Consider the following 17395-nt stretch of genomic DNA (forward strand, 5'->3'; position numbering starts at 1 on the left):
TTCGGGAGGACAAGGGTTTCAATCCCCCGGGGCCCTCTCCCGGTGATGACGGCGACGGGTCCCCGAACGGAGGAGAACCGACCGACCTCCCGAGACGGGACCGACCGCGATGTATTCGCCGCCCTGCTCGCGATCACCGCACTCGCGCTCGTCGCCCGTCTCTGGAACCTCGGTGGCCGGACGGCTCACTGGGACGAGGCCCGGGTCGCCTACTGGACCGCCCGCTACGTCGAGACCGGCTTCTTCGAGTACCAGCCGATCATCCACGGGCCGTTCCTCCCGCAGGTGAACAGAGTCGTCTTCGCCGCGGTCGGCCCCTCCGATCTCGCTTCGCGTTTCGTCGTCGCCCTCCTCGGAGGACTGCTCCCGGTCGTCGCGTGGCTCCTCCGCGACAGACTTCGAGACGCCGAACTCCTCGCCCTCGCCGCGCTGCTCGCTGCGAACCCGCTGTTGCTCTACTACTCCCGGTTCATGCGAAACGACGTCGTCCTCGCGGCGCTCTCGCTCGCGGCGCTCGCGCTGTTCGTCCGTGCGTACGACACCGGCCGCCTGGCGTACTTTCACGCGGGCGTGCTCGCGCTCGCCGTCGCGTTCACTACGATGGGAAACGCGATCCTCTACCCACTCTGCTGGATCGGCGCGCTCGGACTCCTGCTCGTTCATCGCTGGATCCGAGCGTACCGGACGGGGGGATCGCCGGTGAGAGTGACGGCCGAGTACGCGAGACGGACCGCGCTCGGCCTGTACACGTCGGGGCCCCACCTCGCGCTCGGTGCCCTGTCGTTCCTCCTCGTCACCGCCTGGTTCTACGCCCCGCGAGCGGGTACCGAGGGGGGCGTCGGGATCGACCGCCTCGGTACCGACCCAGGCCTGCTCCCGGGCGTGCTCGCCGCAGCGACGGTCGAGAGCTGGGAGGCGATGGTCGACCTCTGGGTCACCGGCGACATGCAGGACGAGCCGGCGTACGCCGACGCGCTCGCCTTCTTCGCGGAGACGATGTGGGAGGGCGCACTGGTGGTCTGTGCGCTCGCGCTCGTCGGGATCGCCGTCGAGTTTCTGTACCGAGAACCCCGAGATCTCGTCGCCGTATGTACCTACTGGGGGCTCGTGAGTATCCCTGGCTATCCGCTCGCGATGGACATCCTCTCGCCGTGGACGCCGGTTCACGCGATCGTCCCGCTCTGTGTCCCCGCCGCGGTCGGAAGCGCGTGGCTCTACCGGCTCGGCCGGACCTCCCTCGCCGCGGGAGACCACACCAGGGCGGCGGTCGCCGGGGTCGTCCTCCTCCTCTGCGGTGCGCAGATCGGGGCCGTCGCCGCGACGAGCGTCTACGCGAACGAGCAGAGCCGAGAGAACCCGCTCGTCCAGTACGCACAGCCGGCCGGCGAGATCGGGGATCGCGTCGGGGCGATGGAGCGCGCGGTCGAACGAAGCGAGGGCGACCTCGCTCTCGTCTACTACGGCGAGGACCTGGCTCTAGAGGACGAACGCGCAGCGAGTGTGAAGCCGATCGGGGACCCCGAGGCGGGTAACTGGTATCATCGGCTCCCGATGCCGTGGTACGCGGCGGTCGTCGGGATCGGTCCCGAGGGAACGGAGAGCACCGACGATCCCGACGACCTGGACGACCTGCTCGCGGGAGAGCCCGCGGTCGTAATCGGCCCGGCGAGCGAGCGCGAGACGCTCGACGAACGACTCGTGGGGTACGACTCCGCGACCTACGAGACACGGCTCTGGGCGAGCGAGGGACGGTCCTACTCGGAGGTCGTGATCTACGTCTCCGAGTCCGAGGACTCCGATGTCGACTCGGCCGCCGAGTCCGACTGAGTCGACTCGATCCGCTCGACCGTCCGGCCGCTGTCCTCTCGCGCGCGGATCTCCCCGTCCCAGTCGGCGAAGATCCCGTACTCGGTCATCGTCTCCATCCCCGCGATCGCCGCCCGGAGGTTGATGCCGATCAACGGGATGTCCGCGACCGTCACGATCACGTCCGCCTGCAAGATCACGCCCTCGGTCAGTAACACGTCCAGCAGGTCGACGATCGCGTGATCGCGCTCTCTGGTCGGCTCCATCACTCCGCACCCCCGATCGCCGGCGCGTGCGAGTACGGCGGCCACGGACCGGTGTAGCTGACCGAGAGGTGGGCCTCCGCGGCGAACTCCTCCAGCACGTCTCCGATCGCGCCCTCGCTCGCCTCGTCGGCGAGGAGGCTCACCCGGACGACCGAATCGCCCCGCTCCTTCCCGACACCGCTCGCGGCGTCGACGACCGCGGGCCGCCGTTCGAGTACCTCTATCTCGTGGGCGTGTTCGGCCAGCCGGTCGACGAGTCGATCGGCGAGGGCCGAGCGGCGCTCTCCTACCCTCGAGGAGACCTGTCGCTCGTACTGTTTCCCGAGCAGGTGGGCGGTCCCCTCGTTCGCCGCGTCGATCCGGTCGGCGAGCGAGCGCAGCTCCTCGTCCTCCTCGGCCTCCGATCGGACGATCGATTCGTCCCACTGAAGGTCGATCCGGTACTCCCACCGGCCCGAGAGCGAGTCGAGCGCCGCTCGGAGATCGGTATCGTTCTCCGCGAGCCACCCGCGGACCGCCTCGTCCTCGCCCGTGACGATCGTGTCGAACCGGAACGGGATCGGGGTTCCGAACGCCTCGCCGGCTTCGTCGACCACGCGCTGGTGGTCGAGCAGCCAGCGTTTCACCACCTCCATCTCCCCGGAGTCGAACAGCGAACCGACCTGCTGGACGACCGCTCCGATCCCGTCACGTTCGACGATCGAGACCGGCCCGCCTTCGATGCCGTCCGCCGTGAACTCCTCCTCGGAGCCCTCGACCGAGACCGCACAGAACAGGTACCGCCCCTCCTCGAACGAGGGCGGCTCACTCCCGTCGGTCGCTTCCTCGCCGGGTTCGTCGTCGGTCACGGCTCGAGCCCCTCCCGTTCGTCTGCGACGATCCGGTCGATCCCCTCCGAGAGCAGGTCGTCCAGGTCGCCGCGCAGCCGGTCGACGTCCCGCCCGAGGTTCTCCCGTTCTTTGATCCGCTCGATCTCCTCCTCGATCGCGAGCAGCTGCGTGCCGAGGCGGTCGATCTCTTCGGGTGCGAGCGATCCCGACTCCATCCGTCGGATCGCCTCGCGCTCCATCGCCTCGACGAGCAACTCGACGACGGCCACGACGAGCGCGAGCAGTCCCGACGCCGCACTGCTCTCGTCCGCGTCCTCGCCCTCGCCGAGGTCGATCCGCCTCACGAATCGTCGTCCCCGTCCGATTCCTCGGGGCTCGTCTCCTCGGCGGAGTCAGAGCCCTCCTCATCCTCTGACTCCCCGTACGCCGTCGCCTTCACGCCGACCGCAGGGGGTTTGGGATTCGGACGTTTCGTCGGGTGCGTGGTCGGTCCCCGTCGAGCGGCACCGATCCCGAGGTCGACCTCGCCCTCCTCCAGCGGCTCGCGTCCCGAGGCCTGCTCGACCCGGCGCATGTCGGTGCCGCTCGGGAAGGCGAGGCCGTACTCCGCGGCGGTCTCGAACGAGGCGATCGCCGCCCGGAGTTCGATCCCCAGCAGTTCGGTCTGGCCGACCGTCACCGCGATGTCGGCGTTGATGACGATCCCCTTGTCGAGGATCATCTCGAGGACGTCGGCGAGGTCGCTCTTGTCGCGCACCGGGCCGGGTCCGTCAGCCATCGTTCTCGACCTCCTCGGCCGTGTCTCCGTTCGCGTCGGCCTCCCCGTCCTCCGTTTCCTCGTCGTCCTCCTCGTCGAAGATCACGCCGCCCTCGGCGTCCTCGAAGCGCTTGCCGTAGATCCGACGGGGGTTCTGCGCCCGCGAGTACCGCACCTGCGAGGGCACCGTCGAGTGACGCGTCGAGGCCGAGTCCGGGATCGGTCCCCGGGGCATCGTCGAGACCGCCGTCGGGTTCAGCGACTCGCGCCCGCCGAGCTTCTCGTTGTTGAACTCCCAGAGCAGCCGGAGCGTGTCGTGGGTGTCGAGCAGCGCGGCGCGGAACCCGCTGACGGCCTCCTCGATCAGCCCCCTGATCGCCTCCTGACGGTCGTCGGGATCGAACTGCATGTGCGCGCCCTGGCCCCCGAGTCCCATGTCGAGGAGGCTATCGCCGTCATCGTCGTCGTCCCCGACGAGCTCCTCGTCGTCGGTGACGTCGTCGACCGCCTCCTCGAGCTCCTCCTGTTCCTCGCGGAGCTCCCCGATGTCGGCGACCTCCCAGAGCTCGCGGAAACGGATCGCCTCCTTCAGGTCCGAGAGGTCGATCGCCTCCCCGGGATCGTCCGATCCGAGCGCGTCGGGGATGTCCTCGACGTCGACCGCGTCGGGCAACTCGTCCACGTCGATCACGTCCGGAATCTCCTCCAGGTCGAGCGCCTCCAGGACGTCCTCGGTCTCGTCGACGATCTCCCAGAGGTTCTCCGCCGTTTCGATCAGCTCCTCGTCGTCGCTGTTCTCGACGATCGCCGTCTTCAGCCGTTTCAGGCCGTCCCTGATCCCCGGGACCAGCTCGTCGAGCCGGCCGAGGATCGACTTGACCTCGGTCTCGGTCTCGCTCATCGCTCTCCCACCTCGGTCCGGAGACGGACCTCCAGAACGCCGTTTCTGAACGTCGTGTCGGCCGCGATGATCTCCGCGTCGCCAATCGGGATCCGCTCGACCACCTCGTCGTCGATCCCGATCACGAGGCGGTTCCTCGAATCGACGCCCGCGGTGACGCTCTCGGCGGTCGCCCGTGGCAGGTCCGCGAGCACGACGAAGCCGTCGTCGTCGCTCCGGACGTCCACGAGGTACTCTTCGCGTGTCTCGTCCCCCAGTCCCGGCTCGCGGGTCGCATCCCGCTCCTCGGATCCCTCGACCCCGAGGCGGTCCCAGAGGCTGTCGGGGTCGGGGCGTGCGCCGATCTTCGCGTCGAACCCGTAGTCGGTCCGGACACCCCTCGAGGTCGTCCCGTGGCCCGACCCGCGTGTTTCACCCGCTCGCTCCATCTCGACGAGCGTGTCGACGACGTGTCTGAGCACGTCGAGGACACCCCGTCCCTCGCGTTCGTTCTCCTCTGGGTCACTCATGTGTTCACCTCGATCGTCTTGTTCCGTAGCTGGTCGTGGACCGCCTCCGCGACGCGCAGCTCCTCTCTGAGCGCCTCCTTTCGCTCCCTGTACCGCTCCTCGTCGATCTCCCCGATCTCGTACAGCAGCTGGTTCTCCTTCAGCTCGTCTCTGATCCCGCCCACGTCGTAGAGCTCCTCGAGCGCCATCGCGTGCAGCGCGTCGAGCACGGAGACGAACGGCCGGACGAACAGGTCGTCGAGGAGGAACACTACTGGCCTCCGATCTCGATGTCGACGAAGTTGTACGGCGCCCACGGCCCCGTGTACTGGACGATCAGGTCGTCGTAGGCCTCGTCGATCTCGGCGATCGCGTCGTCGAACCCCTCGCGTTCGCTCCGGTCGACCAGGTAGGATCGGTTGAGCACGAGGCGGTCGCTGAACAGGTCGTTCTCGACGACCGATCGCGCCCGATGATCGAGGCGGTCCGCGACATCCTCGCCGACCGCCTCCCGATCGACCGTCGCCCCCTCGCGTTCGACGAGCTTCAGCCCGAGTTCGAGCGCACCGTCGACCTCCCGGAGCGCGCGGGTGAAGGCGGGTCGTGCCCCCCTGAGAACGCTCTTGAGCGTCGCCTCGTTCTTGAACGCCATCCCGAAGCGCATCGGGACGACCGTGCGACCCTCGATCACCGTCTGGAGCACGTCGTCGTGCGCGCGCGAGTTCTCGTCGGTCTCCTCCGGTTCGAGCGTCCCGATCTCGGAGACGACCGCCGAGAGCGTCCGGTAGTCGACCGTGTAGGCGCGATCGACCCCTTCGACCCCGGTCACGTCGAACTCGGCGTCCTCGCGCTCGATGACGCCGTACGTGTAGAGTGCGTCTGTAGTCATACCCCCAACTCGTTACTCGTGCTGGGAGAGCGAAGCGGAACAAGGGTGTGCCTGCGGGAGCAGGCCGCAGTATCACTAACCCGGCGCGCTCACGTCGAAGCGAATGGCATCAACACGACCGACGACATCGAGTCTGGCCGAAGTCCTCGACCGAATCCTCGACAAGGGCTGCGTGATCGACATCTGGGCGCGCGTCTCGCTCGTCGGGATCGAGATCCTCACCGTGGAGGCGCGGATCGTCATCGCCTCCGTCGACACGTTCCTGCACTACGCGGAGAACATATCGAAGATAGAACAGGCGGAGGAGGAAGGCGACATCGAGGAGCTCGAGGAGCTCGAGATCGAAGCCACCGCCTCGGGCTCGGCCGAGTAAGCGCCGAATCCGGATTCGAATGGCAGAAACGGCCGACCAGTCGCAGTGTCGAGCGCTCACCGGGAGCGGCGACCGGTGTACGCGCGAGGCCATCGACGACGACGGCTTCTGTTACCAGCACGGCCCGGACGACGAGACGGTCGAGGGGGAGTCAGACGACGGTGAGACCACCGAACACGACGACGGAGGAGACCAACACGTGAGCGAAGATTCGAACGACTGTGACGTAGGAGAGAGCGACCTGGGGCGGGTCCGAAACAAGGTCGGCGCCGTCGCCGAGAAGCTGATCGGCAGACCGCTCGTGAGCGTCGTGAGCGTCGAACGCGTCGGCGACGAGGAGGAGGAGAACTGGCTCGCGGCCGTCGAGGTCATCGAGCGAAGCGCCATCCCCGACACCCAGGACATCATCGGTCGCTACGAGATCACGCTCGACGACCCGGAGACGATCACCGGCTACCGCCGGACGCATCGCTACCGTCGCGGCGACATGGAACAGGACATCTGAGCGGCCGTCCGTTCTTCAAAGGATTACGTCCCACAGCGGCGGCTACTCCAGGTCGAGCGCCGACGCCAGCTCCTCGGCCATCTCCTCGTGGGCCAGGTTCGCCTTCACGCCCTCCTCCTTCGCGAGCGACTGGAGCTCTCGGTAGGAGAGCTCCTCTAACTCCTCGATCGACTCCGGACGGTCGTCTTCGTCCTCCTCGCTCTCGTCGTCTTCTCCCTCGTCGCCCGTCTCTTCTTCGTCTTCGTCCTCTCCGTCGGACTCCTCCTCACCCTCGGGTTCCTCCGTCTCTTCGTCCTCTGACTCGTCTCCCTCGTCGTCTCCGTTCTCCTCGTCCTCCTCGTCGCCGTCTTCGGTTCCGTCACTCTCTTCTTCTTCCTCGGTCTCGTCCTGTTCCTCCTCTCCTTCGGATGAATCCTCGAGATCCACATCCTCTTCGTCCTCGTCTTCTTCGTCCTCGTCTTCTTCGTCCTCGTCTTCTTCGTCCTCTTCGCCCTCATCCGCGTCTTCCTCGTCTTCGTCTTCTTTCTCTTTCCCGTCTTCGTCCTCTGACTCGTCCGAGTCGTCCTCTTCGTCGTCAGGTGATTCCCCTTCCTCCTCTGCTTCTTCCTCCTCTCCTGTCTCCTCGGCGTCCGACTCGTCGCCGGCGAGCCCCTCTTTGATAGCCCGACCGATCTGGTTGCCGAGAGAGTCCCCGCTCTCGCTCTCTTCGTCGCTGTCATCCGCGTCGTCGTCCTCTCCGTCCGCTTCTTCATCCTCGTCCGTCTCGTCGTCGCTCTCTTCCTCGTCCGTTTCTTCCTCCTCGTCTTCGCCTTCGCTTTCCTCGTCGTCGTCTTCGCTTTCCTCGTCGTCGTCTTTGCTTTCCTCGTCTTCGTCTTCGTCGCCCGTCTCTCCCTCTTCTTCCTCGTCTTCGTCTTCCTCCTCCTCATCCTCACTGAGGGCGTCTCTGACGGCCTCCTCGATCTGCCGGGCGAGCATCTCGCCGAGACGGCGGCCGACGAACGCCCCGATCGCGCCACCGACCATCTCGGCGGTCGACCCCTCATCGGACGTGTCGAACTCCCCCTCCAGCGGCGTGTCCTCGAGCAACTCCTCGTGGTCGATGTTCTCTAGCAGTGCGTCGGTGTCGGTATCGTCCGAATCGGGTGTGTCGCTCATGATTCAGTAAGTGGACGGGTAGCGCGCGCTACTCCTCCGAGGAGTCGTCTTCGTCGGCTTCCTCGCCCTCGCCGGCGTCCCCGTCCTCCGCTTCGTCCTCGACTTCGCTTTCCTCGTCCTCGTATTCGTCTTCTTCTTCGTCTTCGCTTTCCTCGTCGCCCGTCTCCCCCTCTTCTTCGTCGTCTTCGTCGTCTTCGTCTTCCTCCTCCTCATCCTCACTGAGGGCGTCTCTGACGGCCTCCTCGATCTGCCGGGCGAGCATCTCGCCGAGACGGCGGCCGACGAACGCCCCGATCGCACCACCGATCTCCTCTGCGACCGACCCCTCACCCGAGGTATCGATCTCCCCTTCGAGCTGGGTTCCTTCGAACAGTTCGTCGTAGTCGACGCTCTCAAGCAGTTTTTCGGTGTCCATACTTTCGACGAGTGATGTGTCGCTCATGATATGTGTGAAAACGTCCGATTAGTTACGCTGCCGCCTCGCCGTCGTCGCCGTCGCCGTTCTCTCCGTCTTCGTCCCCGCTGTCGAGGAGCTGACTCACCAGCGCCTGGATGAACTGCGTGAGCAGATCCTCGAGCGGCAGTTCCTCCACGACGCTTCCGAGGAAGTTGCGGAGTCGCTCAGCGATCGCGCTCGCGAACGACCGGATCCGCTCGCCGAGGTCCAGATCGGGGAACTCCGGAAGACCGGGGAGGCCGATGCCCTCTCCGTCCTCGTCCTCGCCCCCGCCGCCGAGCAGCCCGTTATCGCCGAGCAGGTCGTCGATCCCGAGCAGACCTCCCAGGTCCAAGCCGCCGTCGAGCAGACCGGTTACCGAACAGAGGAGGTTCCCGAGCAGGTTGTTGGGCCCCGGCACCGCCGAGATGTCGAGGGTGACCGTGTCCAGATCGACCTCCAGACCGAGGAGATCGAGGAAGAGCCCATCGAGGTTGAGAAAGAGCACCGGACAGCGCTCTTCCTCGTCGTCTTCGTCTTCTTCCTCGTCGTCTTCGTCTTCTTCCTCGTCGTCTTCGTCTTCTTCCTCGTCGTCTTCGTCTTCTTCCTCGTCGTCTTCGTCTTCTTCCTCGTCGTCTTCGTCTTCTTCCTCGTCGTCTTCTTCCTCCTCTTCGTCGTCTTCGTCTTCGTCTTCTTCGTCCTCTTCGTCCTCATCGAGTTCGTCCTCCCCACCGTCGGTCAGCAGGACGCGGACGGCGGCTGGCTGCTCGTCGCTGTCGTCGCGGTCGCTGCCGTAGGTACGATCCATACGGGAGACATCCATCCCTCGGAGAATAAAAAGGGGCCACGCACCTGCGAGAGCGGTGATACGGGGTACCGGGACGACTGATGTAGGGTCTCGGGAGAGCTGTCACGCCACCGAAACACAGAGCAACTCGGGGTCTGACCGAGACGTCACTGGGGGCGTGCTCACCGCCGCGGCGAACGGAAGGTCCCGGCCGACCCCGATGGGACGGTCCGGGGAGATGCGACTACGGTTCGGGCGTGAACGACTCGCCGCAGTCGAGACAGACGTGTGACTCCTGGTTCAGCGCCCCGACGTTCGACTCCGAGAGCGAGCCCTCCCGGACGAGTTTCGCCGCCGCGACGCCCGACTTCAGCACCTCGCCGTCCTCGCAGGAGGGACAGTCGACGCCGGTGCCGTCCTCGAGCGCGGCGAGGCGGGCCTCGAGGTTCGAGACGCGTTCCTCGAGGCGTTCGACCTCCTCCGCGTCCTCCTCGCTCGTCTGTGCGAGCGCCTCGACGGCCTCGTCGATCGGTAACGGCTCCTCCATCCACGGGAGTCGCGCTTCGGGTTCACTCATTGAGAGGAAGAGGGCGAGCGGACGCTTAAGGACACCCCCAGCGGTCGAACGCGAACGCTTATTCGATCCTCCGGAGAACGCCCGCCATGCAGCTCACCGCCTCCAGTCCGACACTCGGGGTCGTCGGCGGCGGCCAGCTCGGCCGGATGCTCGCCGAGGCCGCCTCGCCGCTCGGCGTCTCGCTCGTCGTCCTCGACCCGACCCCCGAGTGTCCGGCGTATCCGGTCGCCAGGGACCAGGTCGTCGGGAGCTTCGACGACGAAGAGGGCATTCGAGAGCTCGCCGAGCGCTCGGACGCGCTCACCTTCGAGATCGAACTCGCCGACCCGGACGTGATGGAACGGATCGCCGAGGACGCTGGAGTTCCGGTTCAGCCCTCGCCCGACACCCTCCGGCTGATCCAGGACAAACTCGTCCAGAAGCGCGCGCTCGCCGCCGCCGGGGTCGCGGTCCCGGAGTTCCGCGCCGTCGGAAGCACCGAGGAACTCCGCGAGGCGCTCTCGGAGCTCGGGACGCCCGCGATGGTGAAAGCTCGCAGAGGAGGCTACGACGGGCGGGGCAACCTCCCGATCGAGAACCCCGACGACGCCGAGGGCGTGCTCGCCGACCTCGGCACCGACGCGATGGTCGAGGCGTTCGTCCCGTTCGTACGCGAACTCTCGGTGATCGGGGTGAAGGGAAGCGACGAGACCCGCACGTACGTCGCGGGCGAGAACGTCCACGAGGAGGAGATACTGCGGGAGACGGTCGTCCCCGCCCGGACGAGTGACGAGGTGCGAGAACGTGCACAGCGGGTCGCCCGCGAGGTGCTCGCGCTGATGGACGGCCGTGGGACCTACGGGATCGAACTGTTCGAGACCGAGGAGGGCGAGATTCTCGTCAACGAGATCGCGCCGCGGCCGCACAACTCCGGACACTGGACGATCGAAGGCGCTCGCACCTCACAGTTCGAGAACCACGTTCGTGCGGTGCTGGGGCTCCCACTCGGACCGACCGAGGTACAGAAGACGACCGTCTCCGCGAACCTGCTCGGCGACGCACCGTCGCGTGAGGCGCGGCTCGACGGGGTTTCTGAGCTGCTCGCGGAGCCGAACGCTCACCTCCACTGGTACGGGAAACGGGAGGTTCGCGACCTGCGGAAGATGGGGCACGTGACGGTACTCGAGGCCGACTCCGAGGGCTCCGACGCACTGCTTGAAACGGCACGCTCTTGCCGAGAGCGCCTGGAGTTCGAGCCATGAGCGACGCCGTCTCGAAACTGGTAGAGGAGTTGCGAGCGGAGGCGGATCGAAGCGCCCCGAACGAGGAGACCCCCGAGATCGGGATCGTGATGGGCAGCGACTCCGACCTCGACGTGATGGTCGGGGCGTACGAGGCGCTCGTTGAGCTGGGATTCGCCGAGCAAACGAGCGTCGAGGAGCCACCGGACGAGCGCTTTTCGTTCGAGACGTACGTCGTCTCCGCACACCGAACCCCCGATCTCATGTACGCGTACGCGGAGACGGCGGCCGATCGGGGGCTAGACGTGATCGTCGCGGGCGCGGGCGGCAAGTCCGCCGACCTGCCGAACATGACCGCCTCGATCGCCTTCCCGCTGCCAGTGATCGGTGTCCCGGTCCAAGAGAAGTCGGTCGACTCGGTGATCGGGATGCCGACGGGCGCGCCGATCGTCGCGGTCGACGCAGGGAAATCGCACAACGCGGCGCTGTCTGCGGTGCAGATCCTCGCCCGCGAGCACGACGAACTCCGAGAGCGCCTCGAAACCTATCACGCCGACCTTCGCGAGGGTGTCGCCAGTGTCTCGCGCGAACTCCACGAGCGGGGGATCGAACGGTTCAGAGCCGAGCGCGAGTGAGCCTCGGAGCGGTGGAACCGAACGTGCTCAACCGGCCGACGGGGCGAGAATCAACCCTTATGTAGGTGGCTTCCCAACCCTCGGACGATTGTATGAGCGAGTGGATCGCAGTCGGGGCGTTGGCGTTCGTCGCGGTGCTGATACCCGTCGGGATGATGGTGGTATCGGCGCTGCTCCGGCCGTCGGTCCCCGAGCAGGGCAAACGGAGCACCTACGAGAGCGGCGAGGTGCCGACGGGGACGACCCGGATCCGGTTCAACATCCAGTACTACATGGTCGCGTTGCTCTTCGTCGTCTTCGACATCGAGACCGCGTTCATCTTCCCGTGGGTGGTCATCTACACCGACGCAATCGCGGAGGTCGGCCTGTTGCACGCGCTCGGGCCGATGCTGGTGTTCATCGGCGTGCTGGTCGCCGCGCTCGTCTGGGCGTGGCGCACCGGCGCCGTCCAGTGGATCAGGAGCGAACACCCCGAGAAGCGGACCAGGATTCAGCCATGAGTAGCGAGAAACCACCACGACAGTCAATCATCGAGGGGAAACCGGCGCAGACGAAGACCCGCGACGCCCGGATGGGCGAGGGGGTGGACAACCGGTTCAACTCACCCCTGAGAGAGGCGTTCGGCACCTCCCCGTTCATCCTCACCAAGTTCGATCAGTTCCTGAACTGGTGTCGCGGCTCTTCGATGTTCATGCTGCAGTTCGGCATCGCCTGCTGCAGCCTCGAGATGATGCACACCTACGCGGTGAAACACGACCTCGACCGGTTCGGCTCCGGGGTGCCGAGAGCCTCGCCGCGACAGGCCGACACGATCATCATCCCGGGGACGATCGTCTCGAAGTTCGCCCCGCGGATGAAGCGCGTCTACGACCAGATGGCCGAGCCGAAGTTCGTCGTCAACATGGGCTCGTGTGCCATCTCCGGCGGGCCGTTCCAGGAGGGCTACAACGTCGTGAAGGGCGCCGAGGAGGTCATCCCGGTCGACATCCACGTCCCGGGCTGTCCGCCCCGACCCGAAGCGCTCGTCTACGGCGTCGTCAAACTCCAGGAGCGGATCGCCAACGGCGAGAGCTCTCCAGTGGTCGTCAAACCCTACGAACTCGAGCCGTTCGGCGACTTGGAACAGGACGAGGTCGTCGAGAAGCTCGCGAACCAACTCGACGAGGAGGACCTCGTCATGCGGTACAACTGGGCGGATTCACCATGAGCCTCGAAGAACCACAGCCGGAGTCCGCGTACGTCACCGACGAGGGGGTCGACTACGACGCGCTCGCGTCGTTGCTCGGCGACCACGTCCTCGGTCGGGAATCACACCTGAACGCCGAGGCGTTCGTCATTCGACCGGACGAGGTCCAGGACGTGCTGTACCTGCTTCGGGACGAGGCGGGCTTCGACTACCTCTCGTGTGTCACCGCCCAGGAGTACGAAGACAGGTACGAGTCGATCTACCACCTGAAGAAGTACGCCGACCCGACCCAGGAGGTCGGTATCGTCGTCCCCGTCCCGCGCGACGAGCCGGTCAGCGAGACCGCCGCGCCGGTCTACAAGACCGCCGACTGGCACGAACGCGAGGCGTACGACCTGGTCGGCATCGAGTACGAGGGGCATCCCGACCTCCGACGGATCCTGCTCCCCGAGACCTGGCAGGGCCACCCGCTCGGGCAGGACTACGACCAGGACAAGCCACAGATCGTCCCGTACAGAGAGCACGTCAACCCGATCGAGGAGGACTACCGCGACGCCGAGTCCGACACGATGTTCATCAACATCGGGCCCCACCACCCGGCGACCCACGGCGTGTTACACCTGAAGGCGGTGCTCGACGGCGAGCAGGTCGTCGACGTCGACCCGGACATCGGCTACTTACACCGGTGTGAGGAGCAGATGTGCCAGAGCAGCACGTACCGCCACCAGATCATGCCCTACCCCGACCGCTGGGACTACGCCCCCGGCGGGCTGATGAACGAGTGGGCCTACGCCCGCGCGGTCGAGGACCTGGCGGACATCGAGGTGCCCGAGTACGCGCAGGTGATTCGGACGATGGGCGCGGAGCTCTGTCGGATGTGCTCGCACATGCTCGCGCTCGGGACGTTCTGTCTCGACATCTACGGGGATTTCACCGCCATCTTCATGTACGCGATGCGCGACCGCGAGAAGCTCCAGTCGATCCTCGAGGACCTCACCGGCCAGCGGATGATGTTCAACTACCTCCGTCTGGGCGGGATTGCCTGGGACCTCCCCGAACCGCGAGAGGAGTTCTTCGAGAAGACGCGTGACTTCCTCGAGGACCTCCCGGTCGCGACCCAAGAGTACCACGACCTGATCACCTCCAACGAGATCTTCCAGATCAGAACCGTCGGAACGGGCATCCTCCCGCCGGAGGCCGTCAAACAGTACGGCGCGACGGGGCCGGTCGCCCGCGCCTCCGGCGTCGACATGGACCTCCGGCGCGACGACCCCTACGGCTACTACGACGAACTCGACTGGGAGGTCGCCGTCGAACACGGCTGTGACAACTACTCGCGCCTGCTCGTCCGGATGCGCGAGGTCGAGGAGTCGGCGAAGATCGTCGAGCAGTGTATCGACCTGCTCGAGGACTGGCCCGAGGAGGACCGAGAGATCCAGTCGAACGTGCCGAGGACCCTGAAACCCGATCCCGACACCGAGGTCTACCGCGGCGTCGAAGCGGCGAAGGGCGAACTCGGGATCTACATGCGCTCGGACGGGACGGCGAAACCCGCGCGATTCAAGATCCGCAGTCCGTGTTTCTGTAACCTCTCGACGCTCGGTGAGATGTCCGAAGGCGAGTACGTCGCCGACCTGATCGCCTCCTTGGGCAGTCTCGACATCATCCTCGGTGAGGTCGACCGATGAATCCGCTACCCTTCGAGGCGGTGTTGTTGCCCGATACGATCGCGGAGCTGACCGGCCTCGGCCAGTTGGGTGTCCTCGGCGACCTGATCGCGGCGTTCCTCGCGGCGTTCTTCGTTGGCAACCTGATGCTGGCGATGACCGGCGTCGCCGGGCCGTGGGCGAAACGGAAGATCACCGCCGCGTTCACCGACCGGATCGCGGTCAACCGCGTCGGCCCATTCGGCCTGCTGATCATCGTCGCGAGCGCGGTCCAACTGCTCGCGAAGGAGCTGATCATCCCCGAGGACGTCGACCGACCCGCCTACGACCTCGCGCCGGTCGTCATCGCCTCCTCGGCGATGCTCGGCTTCGCCGTCATCCCGATGGGCTCGGGGATCCAGCTCGCCGATCCCGAGGTCGGATTGGCGTTCGTCTTCGCGATCGCATCGATCGCCTCCGTCGGCATGGTGATGGCCGGCTACGCCTCGTCGAACAAGTACTCGATGCTCGGTGGCCTCCGTGCCGTGGCACAGAACATCGCCTACGAGATCCCGCTGATCGTCACCGGGGCCTCCGTGGTGATCTTCGCCGGGACGCTCCAGATGTCCGGCATCGTCGAGGCACAGCAGCAGGCGCTGTTCACCGTCGCCGGGATCGGCATCCCCGCGTGGTTCGCGATCGTCAACCCGTTCGCGTTCGTGCTGTTCGTCGCCGCGAACATGGCCGAGATCGGACGCAACCCGTTCGACACGCCCGAGGCGCCGACGGAGATCATCGCCGGCTACCAGACCGAGTATTCGTCCGTATACTTCGTGCTGATCTACCTCGGGGAGTTCCTCCACATCTTCCTCGGGGCCGCGATCATCACGACCATCTTCCTCGGCGGGCCGGCCGGACCCGTCCTCCCGGGGATCGTCTGGTTCATCATCAAGATCTGGGCGTTCTTCCTGTTCACCCAGTGGCTGCGCTCGGCGCTGCCCAGGGTGCGCATCGATCAGATGATCGAGATCGGCTGGAAGGGGATGTTGGTGCTCTCGTTCGCGAACCTGTTGCTCACGGCCGTGATCGTGGGGGTGTTCGTCGTATGATAGGACTACTCAAATCGATGGCAACGACGATGAAACACGCACTGGACGGGAACACGTTCACCGTCGAGTACCCGGACGTCCCGCCGGAGGTGAGCCCCCGGTTCCGCGGCGTCCACAAGTTCAGCCAGGAGCGCTGTATCTGGTGTCGCCAGTGCGAGAACGTCTGTCCGAACGACACGATCCAGATCGTCACGAACGAAAAGCGCGAGGGCGAGCAGTACAACCTCCACATCGGCCAGTGCATCTACTGCCGGCTCTGTGAGGAGGTCTGTCCGGTCGACGCGATCCTGCTCACCCAGAACTTCGAGTTCACCGGCGACACGAAAGACGACCTGGTCTACAACAAAGAACAGCTGATGAACGTCCCCTGGTACAAGGACATCGACCCGCTGGCCTCGCGCGAGCCCGACCGCGGCGCGTGGATCGGCGAGGGAGAGGGCGAAGTCGACTACCAGTAGGCCGCCCGTGCCCGGCTACGCCGGGCGTACCACCGTTTCCTGTGAACGACACGGACACTGCGAGCGGCGGGCCGGTTTCCCCACGCTCCCGGCCCCGTCCTCGCCTCCCCTCGTGTGTCCGCTCGGACCGATGACCGACCCAGAGCGGGGTGCAGAGCGTCCGGAGGCTACGCCAACCCGGGGAGCGGTCGGTTATATCACTCAACGAGGTTATTCTTGCGGAGAGCTTCATTCCGAACGGGTGATCGAGATGGCAGTAGACACGACACGGCGGGAGCGAACCGAACACGGGGTCGACCTCGACGCGTACATGGGGTTCATCGACTGGGTGGCGGAGAACCCGGGCGACGCAGCGATCGAGTTCCGGGCGTCGGGCACCGCGGAGGAGGTCGCGAACCGAACGACCTCCTCCATCGGGGACTTGGGGGCTCGGCGGCGGGGAGATGGGTGAAGAAAGGGATCACACCCTCGAGTTCGGCCTCCCGCCGGAGCTCGAGGAGGCCATGGGATATCTCGAACCGACGGATCGGTACGAGGCGATCGAGGCCGCGCTCGCCGGGCTCACGGCGTGTATCAACGGAACGATCGCGTACAACGCGCTCCGCGAGGGGATCGGCGTCGAGGAGGTGAGCACGACCGTGCGCGCCCCGGTCGACCTCCGGTTGCTGTTCGGGATCCACGACACCGACCGTGCCGGGGAGATGTTCGAGGAACTCGTGATCGACGTCGACGTGACCGGCGCCGACCTGAGCGACGAGGAGGTCGATCGGATCGAAAGTACTACCTGCGCTCGCCGGTCTACACGCTCGTCACGCTCGCACACCCGAACGAACCGGACGTCAGGGTCCACTCCTCGTAGCGAGCGCGGGCGACAGCGGTGTTTCCCGATATCGGCGGTGTGAGTGGCGTCGACTCGTCGGTGGGGCGGACCTCACTCCGGTCGGACGACCGTCACCGGGACGACCGATCGCCGGACGACGGTTTCGGCGACGGAGCCGAGCAGGAATCGGGCGACGCCCTCCCGACCGTGACTCCCGATGACGATCTGGTCGACATCGTTCTCGTCACAGAACTCGACGATCGCTCCGGCGGGCGCTCCGGCCGCCAGTTCGGTCTCGACAGCGATCTCCTCCGGAGCATCCCGGACGAGCGAGTCGAGGATCGCGTCGGCCTCCTCACGTTCGGTCGTGTACTCGTCCTCGTCGGTGTAGCCCGGAAACGCCAGCCGACGGCTGTAGTCGACCATCGGATCGAGGACGTAGAGCAGCCGCACGGTCGCGTCGGGGAACTGTTCGTAGGCGTACTCGGCGGCACGCCGGGACGCGGGCGATCCGTCCACGGGGACGAGCACGTGCGAACCCATACACCCCC

At 66.2% G+C, this 17395-nt stretch carries 25 protein-coding genes; 12 read left to right on the forward strand and 13 right to left on the reverse strand.

The features are described from left to right. The first annotated feature begins 45 nt into the window (after positions 1-45). Positions 46-1827 (forward strand): flippase activity-associated protein Agl23, encoded by a 1782-nt coding sequence (locus tag V2L32_RS10905; protein ID WP_331236519.1) that lies wholly within the window; start codon positions 46-48, stop codon positions 1825-1827. Here V2L32_RS10905 and gvpM read toward each other — a convergent pair. The 8 genes from gvpM to V2L32_RS10945 are packed head-to-tail and all read right to left on the reverse strand — an operon-like array spanning position 1773 to position 5937. Next, complete coding sequence (gene gvpM, locus V2L32_RS10910) at positions 1773-2072, reverse strand: gas vesicle protein GvpM (RefSeq protein WP_331236520.1); 300 nt, start codon at positions 2070-2072, stop codon at positions 1773-1775. The two genes, V2L32_RS10905 and gvpM, sit on opposite strands and share 55 nt — an antisense overlap. Next, complete coding sequence (gene gvpL / locus V2L32_RS10915) at positions 2072-2920, reverse strand: gas vesicle protein GvpL (RefSeq protein ID WP_331236521.1); 849 nt, start codon at positions 2918-2920, stop codon at positions 2072-2074. Before gvpL ends, gvpM begins: the two co-directional genes overlap by 1 nt. Next, a complete protein-coding gene (gene gvpK / locus V2L32_RS10920; RefSeq protein ID WP_331236522.1) occupies positions 2917-3246 on the reverse strand; it encodes a gas vesicle protein GvpK in 330 nt (109 codons plus the stop codon). The genes gvpL and gvpK overlap by 4 nt, the downstream gene beginning before the upstream one ends. Beyond that, entirely contained in the window at positions 3243-3680 is a 438-nt protein-coding gene (gene gvpJ / locus V2L32_RS10925; RefSeq protein ID WP_331236523.1) for a gas vesicle protein GvpJ, read from the reverse strand. The genes gvpK and gvpJ overlap by 4 nt, the downstream gene beginning before the upstream one ends. Beyond that, positions 3673-4560: a hypothetical protein gene (locus tag V2L32_RS10930; RefSeq protein WP_331236524.1), complete on the reverse strand. Its 888-nt coding sequence runs from the start codon at positions 4558-4560 to the stop codon at positions 3673-3675. Before V2L32_RS10930 ends, gvpJ begins: the two co-directional genes overlap by 8 nt. Continuing rightward, positions 4557-5069 carry a gas vesicle protein GvpH gene (gene gvpH, locus V2L32_RS10935; RefSeq protein ID WP_331236525.1) on the reverse strand — a complete coding sequence of 171 codons (513 nt, stop codon included), beginning with the start codon at positions 5067-5069 and terminating at the stop codon, positions 4557-4559. The genes V2L32_RS10930 and gvpH overlap by 4 nt, the downstream gene beginning before the upstream one ends. Then, complete coding sequence (gvpG, locus tag V2L32_RS10940) at positions 5066-5320, reverse strand: gas vesicle protein GvpG (protein WP_331236526.1); 255 nt, start codon at positions 5318-5320, stop codon at positions 5066-5068. Before gvpG ends, gvpH begins: the two co-directional genes overlap by 4 nt. Continuing rightward, positions 5320-5937, reverse strand: coding sequence for a GvpL/GvpF family gas vesicle protein (locus V2L32_RS10945; protein ID WP_331236527.1), 618 nt, complete (start codon positions 5935-5937; stop codon positions 5320-5322). Before V2L32_RS10945 ends, gvpG begins: the two co-directional genes overlap by 1 nt. A gap of 103 nt (positions 5938-6040) precedes the next feature. On the opposite strand from V2L32_RS10945, the gene gvpA reads away from it, so the two are divergent. Together gvpA and gvpO are read left to right on the forward strand one after the other, a co-directional pair. Continuing rightward, positions 6041-6310: a gas vesicle protein GvpA gene (gvpA, locus tag V2L32_RS10950; RefSeq protein ID WP_331236528.1), complete on the forward strand. Its 270-nt coding sequence runs from the start codon at positions 6041-6043 to the stop codon at positions 6308-6310. A 19-nt stretch (positions 6311-6329) separates the two neighbouring features. After that, on the forward strand, positions 6330-6815 hold the full coding sequence (gvpO, locus tag V2L32_RS10955; RefSeq protein WP_331236529.1) for a gas vesicle protein GvpO, halophile-type: 486 nt from the start codon (positions 6330-6332) through the stop codon (positions 6813-6815). Positions 6816-6857: 42 nt separating this feature from the next. On the opposite strand, the gene V2L32_RS10960 is transcribed toward gvpO, so the two are convergent. The 4 genes from V2L32_RS10960 to V2L32_RS10975 all read right to left on the reverse strand — a co-directional run bounded on the left by V2L32_RS10960 (position 6858) and on the right by V2L32_RS10975 (position 9770). After that, positions 6858-7970: a hypothetical protein gene (locus tag V2L32_RS10960; protein WP_331236530.1), complete on the reverse strand. Its 1113-nt coding sequence runs from the start codon at positions 7968-7970 to the stop codon at positions 6858-6860. Positions 7971-7998: 28 nt separating this feature from the next. Next, on the reverse strand, positions 7999-8385 hold the full coding sequence (locus tag V2L32_RS10965) for a hypothetical protein (RefSeq protein WP_331236531.1): 387 nt from the start codon (positions 8383-8385) through the stop codon (positions 7999-8001). A 52-nt stretch (positions 8386-8437) separates the two neighbouring features. Beyond that, positions 8438-9214, reverse strand: coding sequence for a hypothetical protein (locus tag V2L32_RS10970; protein ID WP_331236532.1), 777 nt, complete (start codon positions 9212-9214; stop codon positions 8438-8440). A 223-nt stretch (positions 9215-9437) separates the two neighbouring features. Beyond that, on the reverse strand, positions 9438-9770 hold the full coding sequence (locus V2L32_RS10975) for a hypothetical protein (protein WP_331236533.1): 333 nt from the start codon (positions 9768-9770) through the stop codon (positions 9438-9440). An 86-nt stretch (positions 9771-9856) separates the two neighbouring features. Here V2L32_RS10975 and V2L32_RS10980 point away from each other — a divergent pair, with 86 nt between their 5' ends. From V2L32_RS10980 to V2L32_RS11020, 9 genes are all read left to right on the forward strand, one after another. Continuing rightward, the gene (locus V2L32_RS10980) at positions 9857-11011 is read left to right on the forward strand and encodes a 5-(carboxyamino)imidazole ribonucleotide synthase (RefSeq protein WP_331236534.1); all 1155 of its coding nucleotides are present in this window, start codon (positions 9857-9859) and stop codon (positions 11009-11011) included. After that, complete coding sequence (gene purE, locus V2L32_RS10985) at positions 11008-11625, forward strand: 5-(carboxyamino)imidazole ribonucleotide mutase (RefSeq protein WP_331236535.1); 618 nt, start codon at positions 11008-11010, stop codon at positions 11623-11625. Before V2L32_RS10980 ends, purE begins: the two co-directional genes overlap by 4 nt. 92 nt (positions 11626-11717) lie before the next feature. Then, positions 11718-12125, forward strand: a complete 408-nt coding sequence (locus V2L32_RS10990; protein WP_331236536.1) for an NADH-quinone oxidoreductase subunit A — start codon at positions 11718-11720, stop codon at positions 12123-12125. Continuing rightward, positions 12122-12832: an NADH-quinone oxidoreductase subunit B gene (locus tag V2L32_RS10995; protein ID WP_331236537.1), complete on the forward strand. Its 711-nt coding sequence runs from the start codon at positions 12122-12124 to the stop codon at positions 12830-12832. The genes V2L32_RS10990 and V2L32_RS10995 overlap by 4 nt, the downstream gene beginning before the upstream one ends. Then, a complete protein-coding gene (locus tag V2L32_RS11000; RefSeq protein ID WP_331236538.1) occupies positions 12829-14499 on the forward strand; it encodes an NADH-quinone oxidoreductase subunit D in 1671 nt (556 codons plus the stop codon). The genes V2L32_RS10995 and V2L32_RS11000 overlap by 4 nt, the downstream gene beginning before the upstream one ends. Then, positions 14496-15566, forward strand: a complete 1071-nt coding sequence (locus V2L32_RS11005) for a complex I subunit 1/NuoH family protein (protein ID WP_331236539.1) — start codon at positions 14496-14498, stop codon at positions 15564-15566. The genes V2L32_RS11000 and V2L32_RS11005 overlap by 4 nt, the downstream gene beginning before the upstream one ends. Then, a complete protein-coding gene (locus V2L32_RS11010) occupies positions 15563-16024 on the forward strand; it encodes a NuoI/complex I 23 kDa subunit family protein (RefSeq protein WP_331236540.1) in 462 nt (153 codons plus the stop codon). The genes V2L32_RS11005 and V2L32_RS11010 overlap by 4 nt, the downstream gene beginning before the upstream one ends. 250 nt (positions 16025-16274) lie before the next feature. Then, complete coding sequence (locus tag V2L32_RS11015) at positions 16275-16475, forward strand: hypothetical protein (protein ID WP_331236541.1); 201 nt, start codon at positions 16275-16277, stop codon at positions 16473-16475. After that, on the forward strand, positions 16468-16926 hold the full coding sequence (locus tag V2L32_RS11020; protein WP_331236542.1) for an OsmC family protein: 459 nt from the start codon (positions 16468-16470) through the stop codon (positions 16924-16926). Before V2L32_RS11015 ends, V2L32_RS11020 begins: the two co-directional genes overlap by 8 nt. Positions 16927-16955: 29 nt before the next feature. Here V2L32_RS11020 and V2L32_RS11025 read toward each other — a convergent pair whose 3' ends face one another. Beyond that, positions 16956-17387: a universal stress protein gene (locus V2L32_RS11025; protein ID WP_331236543.1), complete on the reverse strand. Its 432-nt coding sequence runs from the start codon at positions 17385-17387 to the stop codon at positions 16956-16958. Positions 17388-17395 lie beyond the last annotated feature (8 nt).

Origin of the sequence: Halalkalicoccus sp. CGA53 (genome assembly GCF_036429475.1) — an archaeon.
Classification (GTDB): domain Archaea; phylum Halobacteriota; class Halobacteria; order Halobacteriales; family Halalkalicoccaceae; genus Natronorarus; species Natronorarus salvus.

Bases quoted from the DNA above. Each gene is read 5' to 3' on its own strand.
- V2L32_RS10905 (WP_331236519.1), top strand. From the start codon at position 46: ATGACGGCGACGGGTCCCCGAACGGAGGAGAACCGACCGACCTCCCGA.
- gvpM (WP_331236520.1), bottom strand. From the start codon at position 2,072: ATGGAGCCGACCAGAGAGCGCGATCACGCGATCGTCGACCTGCTGGAC.
- gvpJ (WP_331236523.1), bottom strand. From the start codon at position 3,680: ATGGCTGACGGACCCGGCCCGGTGCGCGACAAGAGCGACCTCGCCGAC.
- V2L32_RS10930 (WP_331236524.1), bottom strand. From the start codon at position 4,560: ATGAGCGAGACCGAGACCGAGGTCAAGTCGATCCTCGGCCGGCTCGAC.
- gvpH (WP_331236525.1), bottom strand. From the start codon at position 5,069: ATGAGTGACCCAGAGGAGAACGAACGCGAGGGACGGGGTGTCCTCGAC.
- V2L32_RS10945 (WP_331236527.1), bottom strand. From the start codon at position 5,937: ATGACTACAGACGCACTCTACACGTACGGCGTCATCGAGCGCGAGGAC.
- gvpA (WP_331236528.1), top strand. From the start codon at position 6,041: ATGGCATCAACACGACCGACGACATCGAGTCTGGCCGAAGTCCTCGAC.
- gvpO (WP_331236529.1), top strand. From the start codon at position 6,330: ATGGCAGAAACGGCCGACCAGTCGCAGTGTCGAGCGCTCACCGGGAGC.
- V2L32_RS10960 (WP_331236530.1), bottom strand. From the start codon at position 7,970: ATGAGCGACACACCCGATTCGGACGATACCGACACCGACGCACTGCTA.
- V2L32_RS10965 (WP_331236531.1), bottom strand. From the start codon at position 8,385: ATGGACACCGAAAAACTGCTTGAGAGCGTCGACTACGACGAACTGTTC.
- V2L32_RS10970 (WP_331236532.1), bottom strand. From the start codon at position 9,214: ATGGATCGTACCTACGGCAGCGACCGCGACGACAGCGACGAGCAGCCA.
- V2L32_RS10975 (WP_331236533.1), bottom strand. From the start codon at position 9,770: ATGAGTGAACCCGAAGCGCGACTCCCGTGGATGGAGGAGCCGTTACCG.
- V2L32_RS10980 (WP_331236534.1), top strand. From the start codon at position 9,857: ATGCAGCTCACCGCCTCCAGTCCGACACTCGGGGTCGTCGGCGGCGGC.
- purE (WP_331236535.1), top strand. From the start codon at position 11,008: ATGAGCGACGCCGTCTCGAAACTGGTAGAGGAGTTGCGAGCGGAGGCG.
- V2L32_RS10990 (WP_331236536.1), top strand. From the start codon at position 11,718: ATGAGCGAGTGGATCGCAGTCGGGGCGTTGGCGTTCGTCGCGGTGCTG.
- V2L32_RS10995 (WP_331236537.1), top strand. From the start codon at position 12,122: ATGAGTAGCGAGAAACCACCACGACAGTCAATCATCGAGGGGAAACCG.
- V2L32_RS11000 (WP_331236538.1), top strand. From the start codon at position 12,829: ATGAGCCTCGAAGAACCACAGCCGGAGTCCGCGTACGTCACCGACGAG.
- V2L32_RS11005 (WP_331236539.1), top strand. From the start codon at position 14,496: ATGAATCCGCTACCCTTCGAGGCGGTGTTGTTGCCCGATACGATCGCG.
- V2L32_RS11010 (WP_331236540.1), top strand. From the start codon at position 15,563: ATGATAGGACTACTCAAATCGATGGCAACGACGATGAAACACGCACTG.
- V2L32_RS11015 (WP_331236541.1), top strand. From the start codon at position 16,275: ATGGCAGTAGACACGACACGGCGGGAGCGAACCGAACACGGGGTCGAC.
- V2L32_RS11020 (WP_331236542.1), top strand. From the start codon at position 16,468: ATGGGTGAAGAAAGGGATCACACCCTCGAGTTCGGCCTCCCGCCGGAG.
- V2L32_RS11025 (WP_331236543.1), bottom strand. From the start codon at position 17,387: ATGGGTTCGCACGTGCTCGTCCCCGTGGACGGATCGCCCGCGTCCCGG.